The sequence below is a fragment of the Microbacterium gallinarum genome, from assembly GCF_014837165.1.
GTDB lineage: Bacteria > Actinomycetota > Actinomycetes > Actinomycetales > Microbacteriaceae > Microbacterium > Microbacterium gallinarum.
The window spans coordinates 16,212-38,588 of record NZ_JACSPM010000002.1 but is presented as its reverse complement, the minus strand read 5'-3'; the positions used below and the strand labels follow the sequence as shown (position 1 = coordinate 38,588).

Sequence of the window (22,377 nt, the reverse complement as noted above, 5' to 3'; positions counted from 1 at the left end):
CCAGTCTACCGGGGGCGGCGACGACCCGGCGGTCGTGGGCGCGACCGCGTGACGCGACGCGCGGAGAGACGCGGATCAGACGGGCCGCACGCTCACGATGCTCGACACGGGCAGCGTGCGCTCGATGTCGGCGGCCCTGTCGCGTCCGCGCAGGCGGCCGCCGCCGAGTCCCGACGCCTCGAGCGTCAGCGTGCGCTCCGCACCGTCGGGCATCCGCACGACCACCACGATCTCGGAGCGCGCGCGCACCGCCTGCTCGAGCTCGCGGCCCAGCCAGCCCTCTTCGCCCTCCGTGCCGTGACCGCTGCGCAGCGCGGCCAGCAGCCGGGCGTACGTCTCGACGGGCGTCGATGCGGCGGACTCGCGGACGCCGGCGGCCCGACGGTGCACGGGCTCGGGCGCGCCGTCCTGGTCGAGCGCGACCACGGGATAGCGCGCATCGGCGAGCGACCAGTACACGGCGTCACGCGTCACGCGTGAGACGAGCGCGTCGCCTTCGGTCAGCAGGCCGAGGGGCCGCAGCGCCTGGTCGATGGCGATCGTCTCGCGCAGCGCGGCATCCGTACTCTCGATGCGCGTCCGCGCCGACGCCTCGTCGGCGCGCACCCGCACGAGGCCGTGGCGGGCGGCGGTGCTCTCGATCAGATACTCGAGCGGCTGCGGGATGCCGGTGAGCGACAGCTCCGTCAGGAAGGCGCGGATCGACCCGGCCGTCTCGCCCTCGGTCATGCCGGCGCCCAGCGACGTCGCTGTGAACCGGTACGTCGAGGCCTGGGCGCGGGACTCCCGCACGGCGATCCCGCGCAGTCGCAGATCGAGCGACGGCGCGAGAGGACCCGGGGCGATGGCGGTCAGGTCGGCCTGCAGGTACACCCGGTCGATCTCCGCGGGCAGCTGCTCCACGAGCGCGGAGGCATCGGCGTCTTCGCCGCGGCGCAGCGACGTCGTCCACTCGAACTCGGTGCCGTCCTTGCCGAGAAGGCCCCAGTTCTCGCCCACGCGGTGCAGGCGCGCCGCGCGCGCCGGCCAGTCCGGGTCGAGCGGATACGCGGCCGCCCACGTCTCGGGCGGGGTGAAACCGCCGTCGGGCGTGCGCACGCCGCCGGGAAGCGACGCGCGGAATCCGTTCGCGATCGTGGTCCAGCGCGCTGCGGTCGTCGTCTCGAGCCAGCGCTCGCCCTCGGTCGTGACCTCCCATTGGCGCTCCTGCGCGAGGGCGAGGCCGGCCATCGCGGCCGCCGCGAGGAGATCCTCGAGGTCGTCGGTCTCGCGGAGCGCGCCGGTGTCGAGCAGTCGCTTGCGCTCCGCCGCGCTCACCGAGCCCGCGCCCGTGCGGGCGAACGGAGCATGCAGACAGGCCAGCAGCACATCTGCCAGCGAGCCGGCCGTCGTGAACGCCCGCTCGGCGGCGGCCGCGGTGTGCCGCTCGTCGGCGGGAGCCGGTGCCGGGGAGACCGGAGCCGCGGTGAACGCGGCGGGCTGGCGCGACCGGAGGTCGGCGACGCGCTCCGAGACGGACGCGTAGGGAACGCCGGCGTCGTTCACGAGGGCGAGCTGCGCGAGCCGCGCGTCGGTCGCCGATGGAGCGGCGAGATCGGCGAGGGCCGAGCGGGGGAGCCGCACGAGAGCGCGATCGACGGATGCGGCATCCAGCAGCGCCTCGGCGGCGTCGAAGAAGTCGTGCCAGGCGGCCGACGCGGGCACGCCGCGCGCGGCGAGCGTCTCGGCGAGCGCATCGTCAGGACGACCCGCCAACCAGGTCGCCAGCGCCCGCTCGTCGGAGACCACTCAGCCGCCTCGGTTGGCCCGAGCCCTCCGCACGAAGCTCATGATGAGGACCGCGAGGATCATGGCGAAGGCGATGATCGGAGCGACGTAGACCAGCAGACCGACGGCGGGCCAGATGCCCGTGCTCATGTCGGCGCCCGACGACGAGGCGATCATGATCGCGAAGAAGCTGACGATCGAGAGCACGAGGAGGCCCAGCGACATGAACGCCAGAATGCGGTCGATCCGGCGGACGGGGACGTCTTCACCGGGCGTGTTCGTACTCATCCGCTTCAGCCTAGTGGCTGTGCCCCGCGACGCGGACGAGGCGACGGTGGTGCCGTAGGCTGGGGGGCAGGGATCTGCGTATCTCTATTCCGTCATGCCCGCCGTCCATCCGGCGCCGTACACAGCGAGGTTTCGATGCCCACCGGCAAGGTCAGGTTCTACGACGAGGAGAAGGGGTTCGGCTTCATCGCCACCGATGACGGCCAGGACGTCTTCCTACACGCCACCGCCCTTCCCACGGGCACCCCGGCGCCCAAGGCCGGCACGCGCCTCGAGTTCGGCGTCGCCGACGGCAAGCGCGGACTCCAGGCTCTGTCGGTGCGCGTGCTCGAGGCTCCGGTCAGCCTCGCTAAGCGCGCGCGCAAGCCCGCCGACGACATGGCGATCATCATCGAAGACCTCGTCAAGCTGCTCGACGGCACCGCCGACGACCTGCGCCGGGGGCGTTACCCCAGTGGCGCGCAGGCCAAGAAGGTGGCGGCCGTGCTGCGCAAGGTGGCGGATGAACTCGACGCCTGAGTCCGACCCGACGCCCGACGTCGACGCGTCGCCGGTCGGCGACGCGCCCTCGGACGCACCCCAGACCGACGGGAACGTCGCGACCGAGGCCTCGCCCGAGACGGATGCGGTGACGGATGCCGCGGCCGAGGTCGCTGCTGAGCCCGAGGTCGCCGCTGAGCCCGAGGCCGAGGAGCCTGAGGCCGATGTGGTCGAGACCGAGGCGGCTGAGGCGGTCGACGCCGAGGCGACCGAGGTCGTCATCCCGGATCCCGACCCGGCCCTGCTCGAGGCGCACGACCTGGCGCTCGCCGCCCTGCGCGAGATCACGCCGGCCACGACCATCGGCGACGCCGCGGACTACCGCGTGGAGCCCGACGGCGTCGTGTCGCTGCGCTTCCACAACCGGCTCGCGGGATACCCCGGGTGGTTGTGGACGGTGAGCCTCGCGCGGGTCGAGGACGCCGAGCCGACGGTGCTCGAGGTCGAGCTGCTTCCCGGTGACGGTGCGCTCCTCGCTCCGGACTGGGTGCCGTGGGCCGTGCGTCTCGCCGAGTACCAGGCGGCCCAGGTCGCGCTCGCGGAGGCACCGCACGCGGCCGACGAGTCGGCCCAGGATGCGGACGACGCCGACGACCTCGACGACGTCGACGACCTCGATGCGGCCGACTTCGACGACGACGGCTCGCCGATCCTGCACGCCGGCGACCTCGACGGCGTCGACATCGACGAGCTCGACGAGGATGCGGACGACGACTCGGACGACGAAGACGAGGACGACGAAGACGACTCGGACGAGGACGACGACACGGACGAGGACGACTCGGACGACGAAGACGAGTCCGACGAAGACGAGTCCGACGAGGACGACGACGCGAAGGAGTGACTCGGCGCGCCGCCGCCCCCGCGGGTCAAGGGGTGAGCGCCGCCGCGGTCAGCAGCTCGACTGCGCTCTCGGCGTCGCCGGCCGAGACCGTGAAGCTTGCGCTGAGCAGCGTCTCGTCGCGTGACGACGGGCCCACCAGCAGCTCGAACTCCCCGGCCTCGACGACCCGGTTGCCCTGGGCGTCGACGATCGTGCAGTCGGCGACCGCGATCGCGAGCTCGACCGTCGCCTGCGCGCCCTGCTCGACGTCGACGACGGTGAACCCCTTGAGCTCCTTGTCGGCCCAGCTGACCGACGTCACGCTGTCCCGAACGTAGGCCTGCACGACCTCGCGCGCGGGCCGCGACCCGGTGTTGCGCACCGTCACCGTCGCGCGCACCGTGTCGGCCTCACCCAGCACCGGCTCCGCGATCCGCAGGTCGGAGTACTCGACGCGCGTGTACGACAGGCCGTCGCCGAACGCGTGCGCAGGAGCCTGCGTCAGGTCGGCGTACCGCGATCCGTGCTGTCCGCGCACCTGGTTGTAGTACGTCGGCTGCTGGCCGACGTGGCGGGCGAACGAGATCGGCAGGCGGCCGGAGGGCTCGATGAGACCCAGCAGCAGCTCGGCGATCGCCCGACCGCCCTGCATGCCCGGATTGGCGGTCCACACCAGGGCCGCGGCATCCGTCACCGACTGCGGAAGCACGAGCGGCTTCGACGCGAGCAGCACCACGATCAGGGGCGTGCCGGTCGCCGCCAGCGCCTCGAGGAGCGCATTCTGGCCGCCGAGCAGCTCAAGGGTCGCCGTGGACCGCCCTTCGCCCACGAGCTCGACCCGGTCGCCCACGACGGCGACCACGTAGTCCGCGTCAGCGGCAGCGGCGACGGCCTCGGCGATGAGCGCGGCGTCGGGGGCGACGGGCACCACGATCTGCGGGCGCGGCTGGCCGTCGGGGAAGAAGGCGCCTTCCGGATCCTCCTCGAGGGTGAGGATGTCGGCGCCGCGCGCGTGCGCGATGTCCCAGGTCGACGGCGCATGCGCTCGCAGCCCGTCGAGCACCGTCGTGATGAGCTCGCGCGGCTGGCCGTCGGGCAACCAGTCGACCTGGCCCGACGATCCTGCCCAGTCGCCGAGCTGCGTCTGCGCGTCGTCGGCGAGCGGCCCGACCACCGCGATGCGGCGAGGCGTGCCATCGTCGCCCAACGGGAGCGTGCCGTCGTTCTGCAGCAGCACGAGCGAGCGCCGCGCGGTCTCGAGGTTGAGGGCGACGTGCTCGGGACGGCCGATCACGGTCTCGATGCGCTCGGCGTCGGGAAGCCGCGGGTTCTCGAACAGTCCGAACTCGAACTTCAGGCGCAGGATGCGCGACACCGCACGATCGAGGTCGCGCTCGGCCATCAGGCCGCGCTCGATCGCCAGCAGTGCACCGTGGAAGAAGCCCGGCGTGGTCATGACCATGTCGTTGCCGGCCTTGACCGCCGCGGCGGCGGCGTGCGCGTAGTCGGGCTGCACCTTCTGCTCCCACACCATGCGTCCGACGTTGTCCCAATCGGTGATGAGGGTGCCCGTGTAGCCCCACTCGCCGCGCAGCACGTCGTTGAGCAGCCAGTCGTTGACGGTGATCGGCACGCCGTCGGTCGTCTGATAGCCGAGCATGAAGGTGCGGCATCCCTCCTTCGCCACTCTCTCGAACGGCGGGAGGAACCACGACCGCAGCTTGCGCCGCGAGATGTCGGCCTCGCTCGCGTCGCGGCCGCCCTGGGTCTCGGAGTAGCCGGCGAAGTGCTTGGCCGTCGCGAGGATCGCGTCCGGGTCGCCGAGCCCGCCGCCCTGGTAACCGCGCACCATCGCCGAGGCGAGCTCGCCGATCAGGTACGGGTCCTCGCCGAACGTCTCGTCGATGCGGCCCCAGCGGAGGTCGCGCGCGATGCACAGCACGGGAGAGAAGGTCCAGTGGATGCCGGTGGCCGCCACCTCGGCGGCGGTCGCACGTGCGACCTGCTCGACGAGCGCGGCATCCCACGTCGCCGCCATGCCCAGCTGCGTCGGGAAGACGGTGCCGCCCTCCCAGAACGCGTGGCCGTGGATGCAGTCCTCGCCGACGAGCAGCGGGATCCGCAGGCGCGTCTGGAGCGTCAGGTCCCGCGCACGCAGCACCCGGGCGGGCGAGGCGTGCAGGATCGAGCCGGCGTGCATCCGCAGGATCTGGTCGTCGAGGTCCTCGCGGGCGTCGAGCTGCAGCATCTGCCCGACCTTCTCCTCGAGGGTCATGCGGCCCAGCAGGTCGGCGATCCGCTCCTCGACCGGGAGCTCGGGGTCGAGGTAGGGGGCGTCGTAGGTCACTGATTCTCCTGTCGGGATGTCTCGGGCGCGGTGCGGACGGCCGTGACGGTGTCGTTGACGTTCATGCCCTTCTTCTTGAGGGCGCGGGCGCGCTCGCCGGCCGACCGGAGACGCGGGTTGACGTACTCGTCGATGCCGAAGTTGATGAGCGAGAGCGCGACGCCGATGGCGGCGATGCACAGGCCCGGAGGCAGGAACCACCACCACTGGCCCTGGCGGAACGCGCCCTGAGCGCTCGCCCAGTTGAGGATCGTGCCCCAGTTGTACGTCGTCACCGGGATGATGCCGATGTACGACAGCGTGGTGAGGCCGATGATCGCGGCGGTCACCGTGCCCACGAAGCTCGCGGCGATGAGCGCCATGAGGTTCGGCAGCATCTCGACGGTGATGATGCGGCGCAGCGGCTCGCCGTTGGCGCGGGCAGCCTGCACGAAGTCGCGGCTGCGCAGCGACATCGTCTGCGCGCGGAGCACGCGGGCGCCCCACGCCCAGCCGATGAGACCCAGAACGGTCGCGATCAGGATCAGGGGCGGGTCTTCGACGATGGTCGCGACGATGATGATGAGCGGGATGCCGGGGATGACGAGGAACACGTTGGTCAGCGCCGACAGGCCCTCGCTGCGCCATCCCCGCAGGTAGCCCGACATCACGCCGATCACGATCGCGATGACGGTGGCGATGATCGCGGCGAGGAAGCCCACGACGATGACGCCGCGCGTGCCGTGGATGACCTGGCTCAGCACGTCCTCGCCGATGTGGGTCGTGCCCAGCCAGTGCGCGGCCGACGGTGGCTGGAAGCGCGCCGTGTTGTCCACCTTGGTCGGCGAGTACGGGGCGAGCACGTCGGCGAAGATCGCGACGAGTACGAAGAACCCGAGGATCGCGAGGCCGGTGACCGACTTCCGGTTGCGGAACATCGCGAAGGCCGACCCCAGCTTCGACCAGAAGGTCGGCTTCCTGCGCGCGGTGGCGCCGTTTCCGGGGGAGGGCGTGCGCACGGTGGCGGTCGCGGGCGTGTGCGCCGGGCGCCGTGCGGTGCTCTCGTCGACGATGGTCGTGTCCATGCTCAGGCCTCCGTCTGGCGCGTGCGCGGGTCGAGGAATGCGTAGGCGACGTCGGCCAGGAGGTTGGCCAGCAGCACCGAGATCGTCAGCACGAGGAACACTCCCTGCATGAGGGCGTAGTCCTTGGCGTTCGTGGCGTCGAGCAGCAGCTTCCCGACGCCGGGGTAGCTGAACACCACCTCCATCACGATGGTGCCGCCGACGATGAACCCGAGCGCGAGCGCGAAGCTCTGGATCTGCGGCAGCACCGCATTGCGCGCGGCGTAGCGCCAGAGCACTCGGTCGTTCGGCATGCCCTTGGCCTGCGCGACCATGACGTAGTCCTCGTCGAGGACCGTCAGCATCATATTGCGCATGCCGAGCATCCATCCGCCGATCGAGGCGATGATGATCGTCGCCGCCGGGAGGAAGCCGTGATGCACCACGTCGCCGATGAACTCCCACGACCATTCCGGCGTGACGCCGACGCCGTAGGCCTTGCCGATGGGGAACCAGCCGAGCGTCACCGAGAACACCGAGATCGCGACGAGTCCGAGCCAGAAGTAGGGGATCGTGCTCAGGAACGTCGTGATCGGGATGAGCGAGTCGAGCCGGCTGCCGCGGCGCCAGCCGACGATCGCGCCGCCGATGGTGCCGATCGCGAAGGCGATGAGGGTGGCGAAGCCGACGAGGCCGACGGTCCAGATGAGCGACTGGCCGACCACCTCGGTCACCGGGCGCATGCCGTGCAGCAGCGAGATGCCGAGGTCGCCGCGCAGCAGCAGACCCCAGTAGTCGACGTACTGCTGCCAGAGCGACGTGTCGGTGTCGAGACCGAGCAGCGAGCGCAGCGCCTCGGCGGCTTCGGGCGAGACGTTCCGGTTGCGGGCGAGATACGCGTCCACCGCGTCGCCCTTCATCAGGCGCGGCAGGAAGAAGTTGATCGTGATGGCCGCCCACAGCGTGAACAGATAGAACAGCGCGCGGTTGCCGAGGAACCGCCACGGGATGCGGGCGCGAGCCTTGACCGCGCCGGTCGCCGTGGTGCCGGCTTCGATCGCGTCGAAGCCCGGCGTCGGGAGCTGGGGAGCGACGGCGCTCACTTGTGACCTCCGAGGATGCCGGTTGCGTGCGCGAAGTAGGAGTCGGGATCGGGGGATGCCGCGCGCAGCTCTTGGGTGTACGGGTTCTGGGGGCGCAGGATCACGTCGTCGGCGGGGCCGCGCTCGACGACCCTGCCCTGGTTGAGCACGAGGATCTCGTCGCTGAAGTGCCGCGCGGTGGCGAGGTCGTGCGTGATGTACAGCACGCCCAGACCCTCCTCACGCTGCAGATCGGCCAGCAGGTTGAGCACGCCGAGGCGGATCGACACGTCGAGCATCGAGACGGGCTCGTCGGCGACGAGCAGCCGGGGACGGGATGCCAGCGCCCGGGCGATCGCGACGCGCTGGCGCTGACCTCCCGACAGCTCGTGGGGCCGGCGGTCGATGACCGCGTCGGCGTCGAGGCGCACGCGGCCGAGCAGCCGCCGCACCTCGTCGTCGAGCTGGTCGGTGGGCACGACCTCGTCGAGCTGGAGCGGACGCTGGATGGCGTAGCGGATCGAGTGGTACGGGTTGAGCGATGCGAACGGGTCCTGGAACACCATGCGCAGCTGCTGCCGGTAGGCGCGCAGCCCCTTGCCGCGGCGGGGGATCGGCTGACCGTCGAGCCGCACTTCGCCGCTCGTGGGTGTCTCGAGCTGCGTGAGGATCTTCGCGATCGTGGACTTGCCGCTGCCGGACTGGCCGACGAGGCCGATGGTCTGGCCCGAGCTCAGCGTGAAGCTCACGTCGTCGAGCGCCTTCATCTGACCGGCGCCGCGCACCGAGTACACCTTGGTGACGGAATCGAACTCGAGGACGGTCATCGCAGGACCACCCCCCTCTCTCCGGTGAGGCGCGGGAACGAGGCGAGCAGCGTGCGCGTGTAGTCGTCCTGCGGGTCGGTCCAGATGCGCTCGGCGGTGTCGAGCTCGATGATCTCGCCGTCGCGCATGATTGCGATGCGGTCGCTGATCTCGAGGAGCAGCGGAAGGTCGTGGGTGATGAAGATCACCGAGAACCCGAACTCGTGGCGCAGATGCGAGATCTGCCGCAGGATCTCGCGTTGGACGAGCACGTCGAGGGCGGTCGTGGGCTCGTCCATCACCATGAGCTGCGGCCGCAGCGCGAGCGCCATGGCGATCATGACGCGCTGGCGCATGCCGCCCGACAGCTCGTGCGGGTACGAGCGATAGCGCTGCGCGCCGACCTTGACGATCTCGAGCAGCTCGACGACGGCGGCGCGGCGCTCGCCGCGCGACAGGTCGGGGCGGTGGACCTCGAAGACGTCCTCGAGCTGCGCGCCGATGGTGGCGACGGGGTTCAGCGAGTTCATCGCCCCCTGGAAGACCATCGAGACCTTGTCCCACCGGAAGCGGCGCATCTGCTCGGGCTCGAGGCCGTTGATGTCGACGTCTTCGCCGGACGCGTCGTGGAAGACGACGGAGCCGCTCGTGATGACGGCCGGCGGCTTGAGCAGGCGCTGGATGCCGTAGGCGAGTGTGGTCTTGCCGCACCCGCTCTCGCCGGCGAGTCCGAGGATCTCCCCGCGCTCGAGCTCGAGGGTGACGTTCTTGACCGCGCGCACGGGGGGATCGACGTCGTAGACGACCGAGAAGTCGTCGACGGAGAGCAGCGAATCTCTCATGGGGCTGGTTCGCTTTCGTGAAGGCAGGCGTGGAGGGGCGGACGGATGCCGCGGGGCAGCAGTGCCCTTTCAGGGCGGACGGATGCCGCAGCAGCAGTGCTGTCTCAGGGCGGGACGGATGCCGCAGCATCCGTCCGCCCTGAGGATCAGCCGGCGGGCTGCAGCTGCGTCAGGATCTGCACGATCGCGGGCTGCGTCGGGTCGGCCGAGGCGTACTGGTCGTCCTCCGACGGCCAGCCGACGTAGTTGCGCGTGTTGAACTCGCCCAGGAGCGGGTGTGCGCCGAGCGGGATGGCCGGCACGTTCTCGACGAACGCCGTCTGCATCACCGCGAGAGCGGCCTCACGGTCGGCGTCCGACGCGGCGTTGGCGTACGTGTTGAGCGCCTCGGTGACCGTCGGGTCGTCGAAGCGGCCGAAGTTGAAGGCCGCCTTGCCGTCGACGATCCACTTCGGGTCCATGGTCGACGTGTAGAGGCCGTAGGCGTTGCCGGTGTCCTCGAGCCAGTGGATGATCGCCTGGAAAGTGCCCTCCTGGCGCGCAGCATCCCATCCGCCCCAATCGGGCTGGTCGACCTTGACCTCGATGCCGAGGCCCTCCTTGAGCTCCTCGGCGATGAGCGCCTGCTCGGTGTTCCAGTCGCTCCAGCCCGCGGGGACCGAGATCGAGAAGGTGACCGCTTCGCCGTCCGGGTCGATGAGCGTCTCGCCGTCCCACGTGTAGCCGGCGTCGGTGAGGATCTCGCGCGCCTTGTCGACGTCGACCGAGTAGTTCTGGCCCTGGTACTCGGGAATGACCTCGTCCTCGAGCAGTGCGCCGAGACCGGTGACGCTCCAGACCGCCTCGCTCGCCCCCTCACGGGCGATGTCGACGTACGCCTGACGGTCGATCGTCCAGGCGAGCGCCTGGCGCAGCGCCGGGTCGTTGAACGGCTTCGTCTGCAGGTTCATGAACAGCGTGCCCGCACCCGCGGTGGGGGAGACCAGGAACTTGTTGTCGGGGTCGGCCGACAGGTAGCTGTCCTGGATCTGGGGGATGAAGGCCTGCGCCCAGTCGGCCTCACCGGTCGCCAGCGCGGTGGTGAGCGCCGCATTGTCGCCGTACGAGACGTAGTGCAGCTCGGGCACCGCCAGCTCGCCGCCCCAGTAGTCGGGGTTCGCGGCGAGGGTGACCGACTCGGTCGTCCACGAGTCGAGCACGTACGGGCCGGTGCCGACCGCCTGGCCCTCGCCGGTGACGGGGTCGGTGTTCGGGTCTTCGATGTCCTTCCAGATGTGCTCGGGCACGATCTGGAAGTGGAGGACGCGGCCCTGCTGGGTGAACTTCGAGCTGTTGAAGTCGATGGTGACGGTGCTGCCGTCCACACTGACGCTCTTGAGGTCGAGGGCGTTGGTGTCGTTGAGCTTGCCCTCGAGCACCTGGTTGAAGGAGAACGCGATGTCGTCGGCGGTGAACTCCTCGCCGTCGCTCCAGGTCACTCCTTCGCGGGCCACCGCGGTCAGCTGCGTGTAGTCCTCGTTCCACTCGACCGATTCGGCGAGCCAGGGCGTCGTGCCGAGGTCGCCGGTCGGGTTGACGAGCGCGAGCGACTCGAAGATGACCTTGCCGTAGCCGTACTTCGAGGCGGACGAGTCGCCCAGATACGGGTTGTTCGACTCGGTGGTGATGGCGCCGTCGGGCTTGGCGATCGTGAGCGCCGCACCGGGTTCGTTGTCGCCGGAGTCCGTGCTGCCGGCCGCGCAGCCGGTCAGCACGAGCGCTGCTGCCATGCCGACGGCGACGAGGGAGGACTTAAGCCTCATTGCTTCTCCTTCGTGAGATGACGTCGGCGTGCTCACGAGGAGACCGCGACGTCGCGGGGGTGATTGCGCGACTAACTTACAATCAAGTAAGTAACTATTGCAACCGTGTCGGCAACCGAGCTCCCACGCCTCGTGCGTAGACTCTTGATCCGCCGGATGACGAGGGGCGGGAGCCAGTGACCGAGCAGCGCAGACAGCCGCGTTCGCGACCCGAGACCCTTGCGCGCCGGCGCGACATCCTCGACGCCGCGACCGAGATCTTCGGGGCGAAGGGCTTCACCGGCGGCACTCTTCAGGAGATCGCCGACCAGGTCGGCATGACCCACGCCGGCATCCTCCATCACTTCGGCTCGAAGGACGCCCTGCTCCTCCAGGTGCTGCAGCACCGTGACGAGACCGACGTCGCCGACCTCGAGGAGCAGCACATCCCCGACGGGATGGACCTGTTCCGCCACCTCGTGCGCACCGCGTTCGCGAACGCCGAGCGACCCGGCATCGTGCAGGCCTACGCCGTGCTGTCGGCCGAGTCCGTCACCGACGGTCACCCGGGCCGCGAGTTCTTCCAGAAGCGGTACCAGACCCTGCGGGGCGAAGTCGCGGCGGCGTTCGCCCTGGTGTGCGCCGAACGCGGCATCCGCGAACCCGAGACCGTCGCCTATGCGTCGACGGCCATCCTCGCCGTCATGGACGGCCTCCAGGTGCAGTGGCTGCTCGACCCGACAGCGCTCGACCTGGGCCGTGCGTCGGAGTTCGCGATCGAGGCGATCGTGGCCTCGGTGCTCGACCCCGTGCCCTCACCGCTCGCCTGACGCAGTCCTCAGAGGTGCTCGATCGTGTAGTCGATCGCCTTGATCAGCTGGCGCACGTCGTCGGGGTCGATCGCCACGAACGTCGCGACGCGCAGCTGGTTGCGGCCGAGCTTGCGGTACGGCTCGGTGTCGACGATGCCGTTGGCGCGCAGGCTCTTCGCGACGGCCGCGGCGTCGATGCTGTCGTCGAAGTCGATCGTAGCGACGACGGGGGAGCGGTCGGCGGGATCGGTCACGAACGGAGTCGCGACAGCGGATGCCTCGGCCCACGCGTACAGCTCGTTCGACGACTCGCGCGTGCGGGCGTCGGCCCACTGCAGTCCGCCGCTGTCGCGGATCCAGTCGAGCTGCTGGTCGAGCAGGAACAGCGTCGCGAGCGCCGGCGTGTTGAGCGTCTGGTTGAGGCGGGAGTTGTCGAGCGCGTTCTTGAGGCTCAGGAACTCGGGGATGTAGCGGCCCGACGCGGCGATGCGCTCGATGCGCTCGATCGCGGCCGGGGAGACGAGCGCGAACCACAGCCCGCCGTCCGATCCGAGGTTCTTCTGCGGGGCGAAGTAGTAGACGTCGGCCTGGGAGGCGGAGAAGTCGATGCCGCCCGCGGCGCTGGTGGCGTCGATCACAGTGAGCGCCCCGTCGTCGCCCGTCACCCGCTCGACCGGCGCCGAGACGCCGGTGGACGTCTCGTTGTGCGGCCACGCGTACACGTCGACTCCCTCGACCGCCTCGGCGGCGGTGCGGGTGCCGGCGGCGACCTCGCGCACGTCGGGGGCCTCCAGCCACGGGGCCTTCGCGGCCTTCGCGAACTTCCCGCCGAATTCGCCGAACACGAGGTTCTGGCTGCGCTTCTCGATGAGCCCGAAGGTCGCGGCATCCCAGAATGCCGTCGAACCGCCGTTGCCGAGGATCACCTCGTAGCCCGCGGGGAGCCGGAACAGCTCGGCGAGGCCGGCGCGCACCTGACCCACGAGGTTCTTCACGGGAGCCTGGCGGTGCGACGTGCCCATCAGGGCACCGCCCGGGCCGGCGAGGGCCGCGAGATGGGCCGGGTGGATCTTCGACGGACCGCAGCCGAAGCGTCCGTCGGCGGGCAGGATCTCACGGGGGAGCACGACGTGGGCCATGGGTCGATTCTAGGTCGGCGGCCTTCCCGGCCGTGGCCGCATGACAGGCCGTGACGGCCCCCGCCGAGCGCCCCGGTGTCCGGCCGCCAAGATAGGGTGGCCTTACCCGTCTTCTTCCGACTCGAGGACCCTCGCGACATGACAGATCTCATCGACACCACCGAGATGTACCTGCGCACGATCCTCGAACTCGAGGAGGAGAACATCGTTCCCCTGCGGGCCCGCATCTCCGAGCGGCTCGGCCACTCCGGGCCCACGGTGTCGCAGACGGTCGGTCGCATGGAGCGCGACGGTCTCGTCGTGGTCTCCGAAGACCGCAGCCTCGAGCTCACCGACGCCGGCCGGCAGAAGGCCGTTGACGTCATGCGCAAGCATCGCCTCGCCGAGCGCCTCCTCTCCGACGTCATCGGCCTCGACTGGGCCTACGTCCACGAAGAGGCGTGCCGGTGGGAGCACGTCATGAGCGAGCAGGTCGAGCGTCGCCTCGTCGAGCTGCTGGGTCACCCCACCGAGTCGCCGTACGGCAACCCGATCCCCGGCCTCGACCAGCTCGGCGACGTGCCCGCGACCGGGTTCGAGCAGGGCGTGGTGGGTCTCGTGCGCCGCCTCAACGATGCGGGCGCGCCCATCTCGGGCACGGTCCGGCGCCTCGCCGAGCCCGCCCAGGTCGACCCCGAGCTGCTCCAGCAGCTGAAGGCCGCCGGCGTGCTCCCGGGTGCCACCGGCGACTACCAGTACAGCGAGGGCTACGTGCTCGTGCAGATGCACGGCAGCGACGAGGGCCTCGAGCTCCCGGTCGAGGTCGCGTCGCACATCTTCCTCGTCGACGACCGCCGCTGAGTTCCCGGAGTTTCTGCGGGACGGGTCCCCGTAATTCCGCGGGAAGACGGAGAGCGGATGCCGCATCCCGGCGGTTGCTGACGGACCGGTCAGCGAACTGCCAGGCGCTGAGCGTGACAGATTCGTTACCTTCGGGTAGCCTCGAACGGTCCACTAGGCGAGAAGCCCGCCGACGGATCCCGCGTAGATTGCCTCTCTGGCTCGTCGTCCACGCGGTGTAGCCCGCATATCGTGCCCCGACATCGAATGCCGACGAGCCAGCGCCACCGGCGCGGAGGCGCCGGAGGACAGTTTGGCTGAACAGAACGATTCGCTCGCGAACGAGCCCGAGAACGACGCGACGAGTCTGACCCGTCGCACGCGCGCGCGCCGACCGGTCGGCCGTCGCCCTCAGGCCGTCGCGAAGGTCGCCCCGACCGCTGCCGCGGCCCGACCCGCGTCGGCGCCCAAGGGCCCGAACCGTGTGGCCAAGCCGCTGAAGAGCCTGGTGATCCTGAGCATGGTCGGTGGACTCATCGCCACCGTCGCGCTCCCGGCCTTCGGCGCCGCCCTTCCCGTGGAAGAGGCCAAGACGATCCAGCAGCTCGCGATCGACGACGCCCAGTCGCTCGTCATCGCGTCGGATGCGACATCCACCCAGATCAGCCGCGACAGCTACTCGGCCACCACCGCCGAGGAGATCGCCAAGAAGAAAGCCGAAGAGGCCGCCGCCGAGCGCGCCCGCCAGGCCGCCAAGGTCGCGGCGTCGCAGGCCCGGGTCCAGGTCGACCTCAGCATGGTCGCCGCCGGATCGGGCGCCGTCCGCTGGCCGCTCGCGAACTACACCCTCGGCCAGGGCTTCGGCACCCGTGGCGGCGCGCACATGGGCGTCGACATGCTCGCTCCCGCAGGCACTCCGATCTTCGCTGCCGCCGCCGGTGTCGTGAAGGTCTCGCAGGAGAGCTATGGCGGCTACGGCGTCGCGGTCACGATCGATCACGTCATCAACGGGCAGCGCGTCGGCACGCTCTACGGGCACATGATCTACGGCAGCCGCCAGGTCGTCCCCGGTCAGACCGTCCAGGCCGGCCAGGTCATCGGCCTCGTCGGCAGCACGGGCCGCTCGACCGCGAACCACCTGCACTTCGAGACCTACATCAACGGCTCGAACGTCGACCCGTACGCCTGGCTGCAGCAGAACGCCGGCTGACCGGCTCGCACGCGGACTCACCGATCCCCCCGGCGTCACGGCGCCGGGGGGATCGTCCGTTCGCCGACACGCCACGCGGCGTTCATCCCGCGACTCGGCCCCCGTCGTGCGTGCGTGCGTTAGCCTGAAACCCGACGCTGAGAGAAGCGGAGGGAGCCGATGGGCATCACACCACGCATTCGAACCACGGATGCGCTCGGACGCCTCGTCCTTCGGCATTGCACGAGCGGATGCCACGGCCAGACCGTGGCGCCATGGCGCTGTCTATAAGACAGCGCCTTTTTTCATGCCCCTGCGCCCCTCGATCGTCACCGGAAAGTCGAATACCGAGAAGCCGTCCCGGCCATTCGAGAGGATGATCAATGCGCACTCTGGTGCTGAACGCGGGCTATGAGCCGCTCGCCGTGGTGTCGTTCAAACGGGCCCTCGTGCTCGTGATGAACGAGAAGGCCACTGTCATCGAGCACACCGATGGGGATCCGGTGTGGGGGACCCGACGAGCGTACGACCGTCCGGCGGTGATCATCCTGACGAGATATGTCCGGGTGCCCGGCGGGCGGCGGGTGCCGGTGACGCGGCGGGGAGTGCTGCGCCGCGATTCGCACCGGTGCGCCTACTGCGGAGCATCGGCGTCGACGATCGACCACGTGCTGCCGCGGTCGCGCGGGGGAGGCGACTCCTGGGAGAACCTCGTCGCGTGCTGCCTGCGCTGCAACAACCTCAAAGGCGATCGCACGCCGCAGGAGATGCACTGGGAGCTGCGCTTCACACCCCACCCGCCGCGGGGCGGGCAGTGGACGGTCCGCGGCACGGAGCGCACTGATCCGCGGTGGGAGCCGTACCTCGCGCTCGCTGCGTGACCGCATCCCGGCGGCCCGGTGAGCTGGCGCACCGGCTGTGTGCCGTGCCTGCCTGAGTGATTGGCAGATGTCGGCGGTTAGAGTTATCTTCGATTCCTGAGATTGAGAACATAGAACATCTGTTCTAGTCTGTGGGAATGAGGGCGACCGTGCAACTCACGGCGGTGCACGCGCAAGAGCAGGCCCCAACGGGGCCGCAGAGCGAGGTGGCACGACTCCGCGCTCAGCTCGAGCGGGTGCAGGGGCGCAAGCTCGACGCTCCGGTGCTGCCGGTCCATCCCGCACTCGCCTCGCTGCTTCCCGGCGGGGGTCTGCGGCCGGGGTCGGCGTACTCGCTTCCACGGTCCACCTCGCTGCTGCTCGCGCTGCTGTCGCAGCCGTCGCAATCGGGGTCGTGGTGTGCGGCGGTGGGCATGCCGCGGCTCGGTGCCGAGGCCGCCGAGGGGCTCGGGGTCGATCTCTCGCGCCTCGTGCTCATCCCCGATCCCGGCGCCCGGTGGCTCACCGTCACGGCGACCATCGCCGAGGTCCTCCCCGTCGTGGCGGTGCGTCCGGCCGGCCGGGCCGCCGACGGCGAGATCGCGCGCCTGGCCGCCCGCCTGCGCGATCGAGGTGCCGTGCTGCTCGTGCAGGGGCCGTGGCCGCAGGCCGAGGCCGTGCTCGAGATCGCCGACCCCGCATGGACGGGGCTGGGTCGTGGCCACGGCTACCTCGCCACGCGCGAGCTGACCGTCACGTCGTCGAGCAGGCGGTGGCCGCGATCGCGCCGGGCGAGGGTGATGCTTCCGGATGCCTCGGGCCAGGTGTCCGTCGCACCCGAGACGATGCGCGGTGTCGAGCCGCTGCGGTCGGGCGACGAGCTGCGGTCCGATGAGCGGTTCGTCCCCCTCGAAGCGAGGGCGGTGGGCTGACATGGCGGTGTCGTCTCCCGTGCGCAGCCTCGTGCTGTGGTTCCCCGACTGGCCCGTCACCGCGCTGACCCGCGACGGCGGCGGCCTCGCCGGCGGCGTGCCCCTCGATCCCCGGCGCGCGGTCGCAGTGGTGGAGCGCAACCTCGTCGTGGCCTGCTCGGCGTCGGCGCGCGCCGAGGGGGTGCGCCGCGGGCAGCGCCGGCGCGACGCGCAGGCGCGGTGCCCGGGGCTCACCGTCGTGCCGGCCGATCCGACGCGCGACCACAGGGCCTTCGCGCCGCTTGTCTCGCGCATCGAGGAGCGCGCTCCGGGTGTGCAGCTGGTGCGTCCCGGACTGTGCGCGCTGCGTGCTCGTGGACCGGCGCGCTACTACGGCGGCGAGATCGAGGCGGCGCGCGTGCTGGTCGACGAGATGCACGGGCTCGGGCTCGGCGACGTCCGTGCGGGTATCGCCGATGGCCCGTTCACGGCCGAGCAGGCCGCGCAGGCGGGGGCGAGCGCGGCCGAGCCGATCTTCTCCGTGCCGGCAGGCGGTGCCGCCGGGTTCCTGGCGCCTTTGTCGGTGGCGGTGCTCGACGCCTCCTCGCTCGGGGCCGGTCCACCCGCGTCGTCGGCCGCGGCGTCGGCCGACCTGGTCGGGCTGCTGGCTCGCCTCGGAGTGCAGACGCTCGGTGAGTTCGCGGCGATGCCCCCCGATCGCGTGCGCGAGCGGTTCGGGGAACGCGGCATCCGTCTTCACTCTCTGTCGGGCGGTCTCGACTCGCGCCCCGTCGAACCCCGCACGCCGCCGCCCGAGCTCCACCGTGAGATCGCGTTCGAGCCGCCGCTCGAGATCGCCGACCAGGTCGCGTTCGGCATGCGCGTCACCGCCGACGACTTCATCGCCGGTCTCGGCGCGATCGACCTCGTGTGTACCGAGCTGCGGGTCGAGCTCGTCGGCGATCGGGGCGAGCGCAGTGATCGGGTCTGGCTGCATCCGGGGTCGTTCGACGCCGCGGCGGTGGTCGATCGCGTGCGGTGGCAGCTGGCCGAAGACGTCGGCAAGCCCGGCGAAGGCGGGACCGAGGGCGGACTCCTGCGCAGCGGCGTCGCGCTGGTGCGCATCTCGCCCGAGGCGGTGGATGCGGCATCCCATCACGCCCCCGCGATCTTCGGGGGCGGGCCCGAGGAGCGCGTGCACCACGCCCTGTCGCGCGTGCAGGCGATGCTCGGGCACCGGGGCGTGCTCACGCCCGAGATCGGCGGCGGTCGATGGCTGGTCGAGCGGCAGGTGCTCGTGCCCTGGGGTGACCGGCATGCCACCGGCAAGGACGGCATCGCGGCGCAGCGCGCCCGGCCGTGGCCGGGCAGTCTTCCCGACCCGCTGCCCACGACGGTGTTCGCCGAGCCGGTGCCGGTCGACGTGCGCGCGCTCGGCGGCGAGACGATCGACGTCGACGAGCGGGGCGCCGTGTCGGCTGTGCCGGCGGTGCTGGTCGAGAGCGGACGCCGCCGGGTGATCGAGGCGTGGGCGGGGCCGTGGCCGGTCGTCGAGCGCACGTGGGATCCGATGCGCGCCCGGCGGGCGCACCGGTTCCAGGTGGTCGACGCCGACGGCGCGGCCTGGCTGCTGGTGTGCGAGGGCGACGTCTGGACCGCGGAGGCCTCCTATGACTGAGCCCCGACCGTGGAGCGCGCGCCGGTCATCGAAACGCCCTACCCTGACGACGACGGCCGGTGATCCCTGATGGGCTTCAACAACCCTTCCGTCCCGTGGTCCGAGATCGAGCGCGTGCTCAGCGACCGTCGGCGCCCCACCGGACGCCCGGCGGGTGCCGACGGCGGCGACAGCCCGGCGTGGTCGCACAAGCGCGGACCCTACGTCGCCCCCGGCATCGAGCGTCCGGCCGAGGCCATCCCGTACGCCGAGCTGCACGCGCACTCGTCGTTCTCGTTCCTCGATGGGGCGTCGTCTCCCGAAGAGCTCGCCGAGGAGGCCGAGCGCCTGGGTCTGCATGCCCTAGCGATCACCGACCACGACGGGTTCTACGGCATCGTGCGCTTCGCCGAGGCGGCCGAGTCGCTGCAGCTGAAGACGGTGTTCGGCGCCGAACTGTCGCTCGAGCTGCCCAAGCCCCAGAACGGTGAGCCCGATCCCGTCGGATCGCATCTGCTTATACTCGCGCGGGGCGAGGAGGGCTATCACCGGCTCGCGGGCGCCATCACCCACGCGCAGCTTCAGGGGATGGAAAAAGGTAGACCGAGCTACGACCTCGACGAGCTCGCCGCGCAGGCGGGCGGCGAGTGGGCCGTGCTCACCGGTTGCCGCAAGGGTGCGGTGCGTCGCGCGCTCGCCGAGGGAGGAGCGGATGCCGCGAGCCGCGAGCTCGATCTGCTCGTGCGTCTCTTCGGGCGCGACGCCGTGCACGTCGAGCTGATCGACCACGGCAACCCGCTCGACACGCGCGACAACGACATCCTCGCCGGGCTCGCGCGCGAGCGCGGACTTCCGCTGCTCGCGACGAACAACGTGCACTACGCGGTGCCCCAGCGCCAGCTGCTCGCCGCCGCGGTCGCCGCAGTGCGCGCCAACCGCGGGCTCGACGAGCTCGACGGCTGGCTGCCCTCTCACGCCGGCGCGCATCTGCGCTCGGGCGCGGAGATGGTGGAGCGGTTCGTGCGGCATCCCGACGCCGTCGCCCGCACGGTGACGCTCGCCGACGAGCTCGCCTTCCCGCTGCGTCGCGCCAAGCCCGCGCTTCCCAAGCAGGAGGTCCCCGACGGGCACACCCCGATGTCGTGGCTGCGGCACCTGGTGTGGGAGGCGGTGCCCCGCAAGTATCCTGACCTGAGCGAGAAGGACCGGGCGCGCATCGAGAAAGAGCTCGGGGTCATCGAGTTGAAGGACTTCCCCGGCTACTTCCTGATCGTCCACGGCATCGTGCAGGAGGCGCGGCGGCGCGGCATCCTGTGTCAAGGCCGCGGCTCCGCCGCCAACAGCGCTATCTGCTACCTGCTCGACATCACCGCCGTCGACGCGATCGCCTACGACCTGCCGTTCGAGCGCTTCCTGTCGAGCCTGCGCGACGAAGAGCCCGACATCGACGTCGACTTCGACTCCGACCGCCGGGAGGAGATCATCCAGTGGGTCTACGGGCAGTACGGGCGCGAGCGGGCCGCGCAGGTCGCGAACGTGATCCAGTACCGGCCCAAGAACGCGGTGCGCGACATGGCGAAGGCGCTCGGGCATTCACCCGGCCAGCAGGATGCCTGGTCCAAGCAGGTCGAGGGATGGGGTGCGCACCTTGAGACGGGGCCGGGTCACGACATCCCGAATCGCGTGCTCGAGTTCGCGGGCGAGTTGCTCAAGGCGCCGCGGCATCTGGGCATCCATTCCGGCGGCATGGTGCTCACCGACCGTCCCGTCGGCGAGGTGGTGCCGATCGAGCACGCCCGCATGGAGAACCGCACCGTCATCCAGTGGGACAAAGACGACGCCGCGTGGATGGGGCTGGTGAAGTTCGACCTGCTCGGGCTCGGCATGCTCGCCGCCCTGCAGTACTGCTTCGACATGATCCGCGCCTCGACGGGGGAGGACTGGGAGCTCGCGACGCTGCCGAAGGAGGAGAAGGCGGTCTACGACATGCTGTGCCGCGCCGACTCGATCGGGGTGTTCCAGGTCGAGTCGCGGGCGCAGATGGGACTCCTGCCGCGCCTGCAGCCGCGCCGGTTCTACGACCTCGTGATCGAGATCGCGCTGATCCGGCCGGGGCCGATCCAGGGTGGCGCGGTGCACCCGTTCGTCAAGCGCAAGCTCGGGATGGAGAAAGTGACGTACGCCCATCCCAAGCTGAAGCCGGTGCTCGAGCGCACGCTCGGCATCCCGGTGTTCCAGGAGCAGCTCATGCAGATGGGCATGGCCGTCGGCGGCCTGAGCGGTGAAGACGCCGACCTGCTGCGGCGCGCGATGGGCTCCAAGCGCGGCGTCGAGCGGATCGAGTCGCTGAAAGAGAAGCTCTACGCCGGCATGGCCGAGAACGGGCTGGTCGGCGAGGAGGCCGACGCGATCTACGCCAAGATCCAGGCGTTCGCGAACTTCGGGTTCGCCGAGTCGCACTCACTGTCGTTCGGGCTGCTCGTCTACGCGAGTTCGTGGATCAAGCTGCACTATCCGGCGGCGTTCCTCGCCGGGCTGCTGCGCGCGCAGCCGATGGGGTTCTACTCGCCCGCATCGCTCGTGAACGACGCGCGCCGCCACGGCGTGGAGGTGCGTCGCCCCGACCTCCATCTGTCCGGGGTGGAGGCCCTGCTCGAACCCGTCGCGGGGGTGTCGCCGTCGGGGTCGCTGATCGAGGATGCCTCGCGAAGCGACGATGCTCCGGATGCTTCCGGTCCTCGCTTCGCGGAATCTCCTCGTTTCGCGACTCCCTCTCCGGACCCCGCCACCCTCGCCCCCACGGGCCTCGACTCGTGCGCGCAGCGCATCCAGCCGCCGGTCGGGCTCTTCGACATCCACGCACCCGACGAGTCGGCCGCCCACCGGCGCGACGGACGCTTCGCGGTGCGGCTCGGCCTGGCGGGGGTCAAGGGCATCGGCGCGAAGGTCGCCGAGCGCATCGTCGCCGCCCGCGACGCCGAAGGGCCGTTCCGCGACCTGCGCGACCTCGTGCGCCGCACCAGCCTCACCGCCGCCCAGCTCGAGGCGCTCGCGACGGCGGGCGCGTTCGACGGGCTCGGCCTCACCCGCCGCGCGGCGATCTGGCTCGCCGGCTCGGCGGCGCTCGATCGTCCCGAGTTCCTGCCCGACTCACTCGTCGCGGTGCAGCCGCCGCTGTTCGCCGACCCCACCAGCTACGAGCGGCTCGCCGCCGATCTGTGGGCCACGGGCGTCTCGACCGACGACCACCCGATGACCCACTACCGCTCCGGGCTCGATGCGCGGGGGGTGCTCACCTCGCGCGAGCTGCGCGACCACGAGACCGGCCGTCGCGTCGAGGTCGCCGGACTCGTGACCCACCGGCAGCGGCCGGCCACGGCATCCGGTGTCACCTTCATCAATCTCGAAGACGAGCACGGCCTCGTGAACATCATCTGCTCGGTGGGGGTCTGGAACCGCTACCGCCGGGTGGTGCGCGACTCGCCGGCGTTGATCGTGAGAGGGATGCTGGAGCGCTCGGTCGAGGGCGTCACGAACCTCCTCGCCGACGGGTTCGAAGACCTGCGCGTAGGCGTCCACCACCAGTCCCGGGACTTCCGATGAGGGCGGCCGCGGCATCCGCTCGTGCATCCCGTGCTCAGCCGCGGCGGGTACCCTCGATAGGTCGCTCC

The 22,377-nt window shown here is 70.7% G+C and carries 18 protein-coding genes; 9 read left to right on the top strand and 9 right to left on the bottom strand.

Annotated elements, in window-relative coordinates; translation table 11 throughout:
• Nucleotides 1-75: 75 nt before the first annotated feature.
• Together H9622_RS07000 and H9622_RS06995 are read right to left on the bottom strand one after the other, a co-directional pair.
• The gene (locus H9622_RS07000) at nucleotides 76-1,788 is read right to left on the bottom strand and encodes a helicase-associated domain-containing protein (protein WP_191765693.1); all 1,713 of its coding nucleotides are present in this window, start codon (nucleotides 1,786-1,788) and stop codon (nucleotides 76-78) included.
• A complete protein-coding gene (locus H9622_RS06995; protein WP_191765692.1) occupies nucleotides 1,789-2,055 on the bottom strand; it encodes a multidrug ABC transporter ATPase in 267 nt (88 codons plus the stop codon).
• A gap of 135 nt (nucleotides 2,056-2,190) precedes the next feature.
• Between H9622_RS06995 and H9622_RS06990 the strand changes: the two genes are divergently transcribed.
• Together H9622_RS06990 and H9622_RS06985 are read left to right on the top strand one after the other, a co-directional pair.
• Nucleotides 2,191-2,574, top strand: coding sequence for a cold-shock protein (locus H9622_RS06990; protein ID WP_191765691.1), 384 nt, complete (start codon nucleotides 2,191-2,193; stop codon nucleotides 2,572-2,574).
• Nucleotides 2,558-3,439 carry a DUF3027 domain-containing protein gene (locus tag H9622_RS06985; RefSeq protein WP_191765690.1) on the top strand — a complete coding sequence of 294 codons (882 nt, stop codon included), beginning with the start codon at nucleotides 2,558-2,560 and terminating at the stop codon, nucleotides 3,437-3,439. The genes H9622_RS06990 and H9622_RS06985 overlap by 17 nt, the downstream gene beginning before the upstream one ends.
• Before the next feature lie 25 nt (nucleotides 3,440-3,464).
• Here the strand turns inward: H9622_RS06985 and H9622_RS06980 are convergent, their stop codons facing one another.
• From H9622_RS06980 to H9622_RS06955, 6 genes are all read right to left on the bottom strand, one after another.
• On the bottom strand, nucleotides 3,465-5,765 hold the full coding sequence (locus H9622_RS06980) for an exo-beta-d-1,3/1,6-glucosidase (protein ID WP_318247054.1): 2,301 nt from the start codon (nucleotides 5,763-5,765) through the stop codon (nucleotides 3,465-3,467).
• On the bottom strand, nucleotides 5,762-6,829 hold the full coding sequence (locus H9622_RS06975) for an ABC transporter permease (protein ID WP_191765689.1): 1,068 nt from the start codon (nucleotides 6,827-6,829) through the stop codon (nucleotides 5,762-5,764). Before H9622_RS06975 ends, H9622_RS06980 begins: the two co-directional genes overlap by 4 nt.
• 2 nt (nucleotides 6,830-6,831) lie before the next feature.
• Nucleotides 6,832-7,911 (bottom strand): ABC transporter permease, encoded by a 1,080-nt coding sequence (locus H9622_RS06970; protein WP_191765688.1) that lies wholly within the window; start codon nucleotides 7,909-7,911, stop codon nucleotides 6,832-6,834.
• A complete protein-coding gene (locus tag H9622_RS06965; protein ID WP_191765687.1) occupies nucleotides 7,908-8,717 on the bottom strand; it encodes an ABC transporter ATP-binding protein in 810 nt (269 codons plus the stop codon). The genes H9622_RS06970 and H9622_RS06965 overlap by 4 nt, the downstream gene beginning before the upstream one ends.
• Complete coding sequence (locus H9622_RS06960; protein ID WP_191765686.1) at nucleotides 8,714-9,538, bottom strand: ABC transporter ATP-binding protein; 825 nt, start codon at nucleotides 9,536-9,538, stop codon at nucleotides 8,714-8,716. The genes H9622_RS06965 and H9622_RS06960 overlap by 4 nt, the downstream gene beginning before the upstream one ends.
• A gap of 146 nt (nucleotides 9,539-9,684) precedes the next feature.
• Nucleotides 9,685-11,340: an ABC transporter substrate-binding protein gene (locus tag H9622_RS06955; protein ID WP_191765685.1), complete on the bottom strand. Its 1,656-nt coding sequence runs from the start codon at nucleotides 11,338-11,340 to the stop codon at nucleotides 9,685-9,687.
• A gap of 176 nt (nucleotides 11,341-11,516) precedes the next feature.
• On the opposite strand from H9622_RS06955, the gene H9622_RS06950 reads away from it, so the two are divergent.
• Nucleotides 11,517-12,149 carry a TetR/AcrR family transcriptional regulator gene (locus H9622_RS06950; RefSeq protein WP_191765684.1) on the top strand — a complete coding sequence of 211 codons (633 nt, stop codon included), beginning with the start codon at nucleotides 11,517-11,519 and terminating at the stop codon, nucleotides 12,147-12,149.
• A gap of 8 nt (nucleotides 12,150-12,157) precedes the next feature.
• On the opposite strand, the gene serC is transcribed toward H9622_RS06950, so the two are convergent.
• Nucleotides 12,158-13,270, bottom strand: a complete 1,113-nt coding sequence (gene serC / locus H9622_RS06945) for a phosphoserine transaminase (RefSeq protein ID WP_191765683.1) — start codon at nucleotides 13,268-13,270, stop codon at nucleotides 12,158-12,160.
• A gap of 138 nt (nucleotides 13,271-13,408) precedes the next feature.
• On the opposite strand from serC, the gene H9622_RS06940 reads away from it, so the two are divergent.
• The 6 genes from H9622_RS06940 (at nucleotide 13,409) to H9622_RS06915 (ending at nucleotide 22,309) form a co-directional block, all read left to right on the top strand.
• Entirely contained in the window at nucleotides 13,409-14,110 is a 702-nt protein-coding gene (locus H9622_RS06940; RefSeq protein ID WP_191765682.1) for a metal-dependent transcriptional regulator, read from the top strand.
• Between the two features lie 292 nt (nucleotides 14,111-14,402).
• Nucleotides 14,403-15,299 (top strand): M23 family metallopeptidase, encoded by an 897-nt coding sequence (locus tag H9622_RS06935; protein WP_191765681.1) that lies wholly within the window; start codon nucleotides 14,403-14,405, stop codon nucleotides 15,297-15,299.
• A 362-nt stretch (nucleotides 15,300-15,661) separates the two neighbouring features.
• Nucleotides 15,662-16,159: an HNH endonuclease gene (locus H9622_RS06930; RefSeq protein WP_191765680.1), complete on the top strand. Its 498-nt coding sequence runs from the start codon at nucleotides 15,662-15,664 to the stop codon at nucleotides 16,157-16,159.
• Nucleotides 16,160-16,296: 137 nt separating this feature from the next.
• Entirely contained in the window at nucleotides 16,297-17,070 is a 774-nt protein-coding gene (locus tag H9622_RS06925) for a hypothetical protein (RefSeq protein ID WP_225221819.1), read from the top strand.
• A gap of 1 nt (nucleotide 17,071) precedes the next feature.
• Nucleotides 17,072-18,727 (top strand): DNA polymerase Y family protein, encoded by a 1,656-nt coding sequence (locus tag H9622_RS06920; protein ID WP_191765679.1) that lies wholly within the window; start codon nucleotides 17,072-17,074, stop codon nucleotides 18,725-18,727.
• Nucleotides 18,728-18,796: 69 nt separating this feature from the next.
• The gene (locus H9622_RS06915; RefSeq protein WP_191765678.1) at nucleotides 18,797-22,309 is read left to right on the top strand and encodes an error-prone DNA polymerase; all 3,513 of its coding nucleotides are present in this window, start codon (nucleotides 18,797-18,799) and stop codon (nucleotides 22,307-22,309) included.
• The last annotated feature ends 68 nt before the right edge of the window (nucleotides 22,310-22,377 follow it).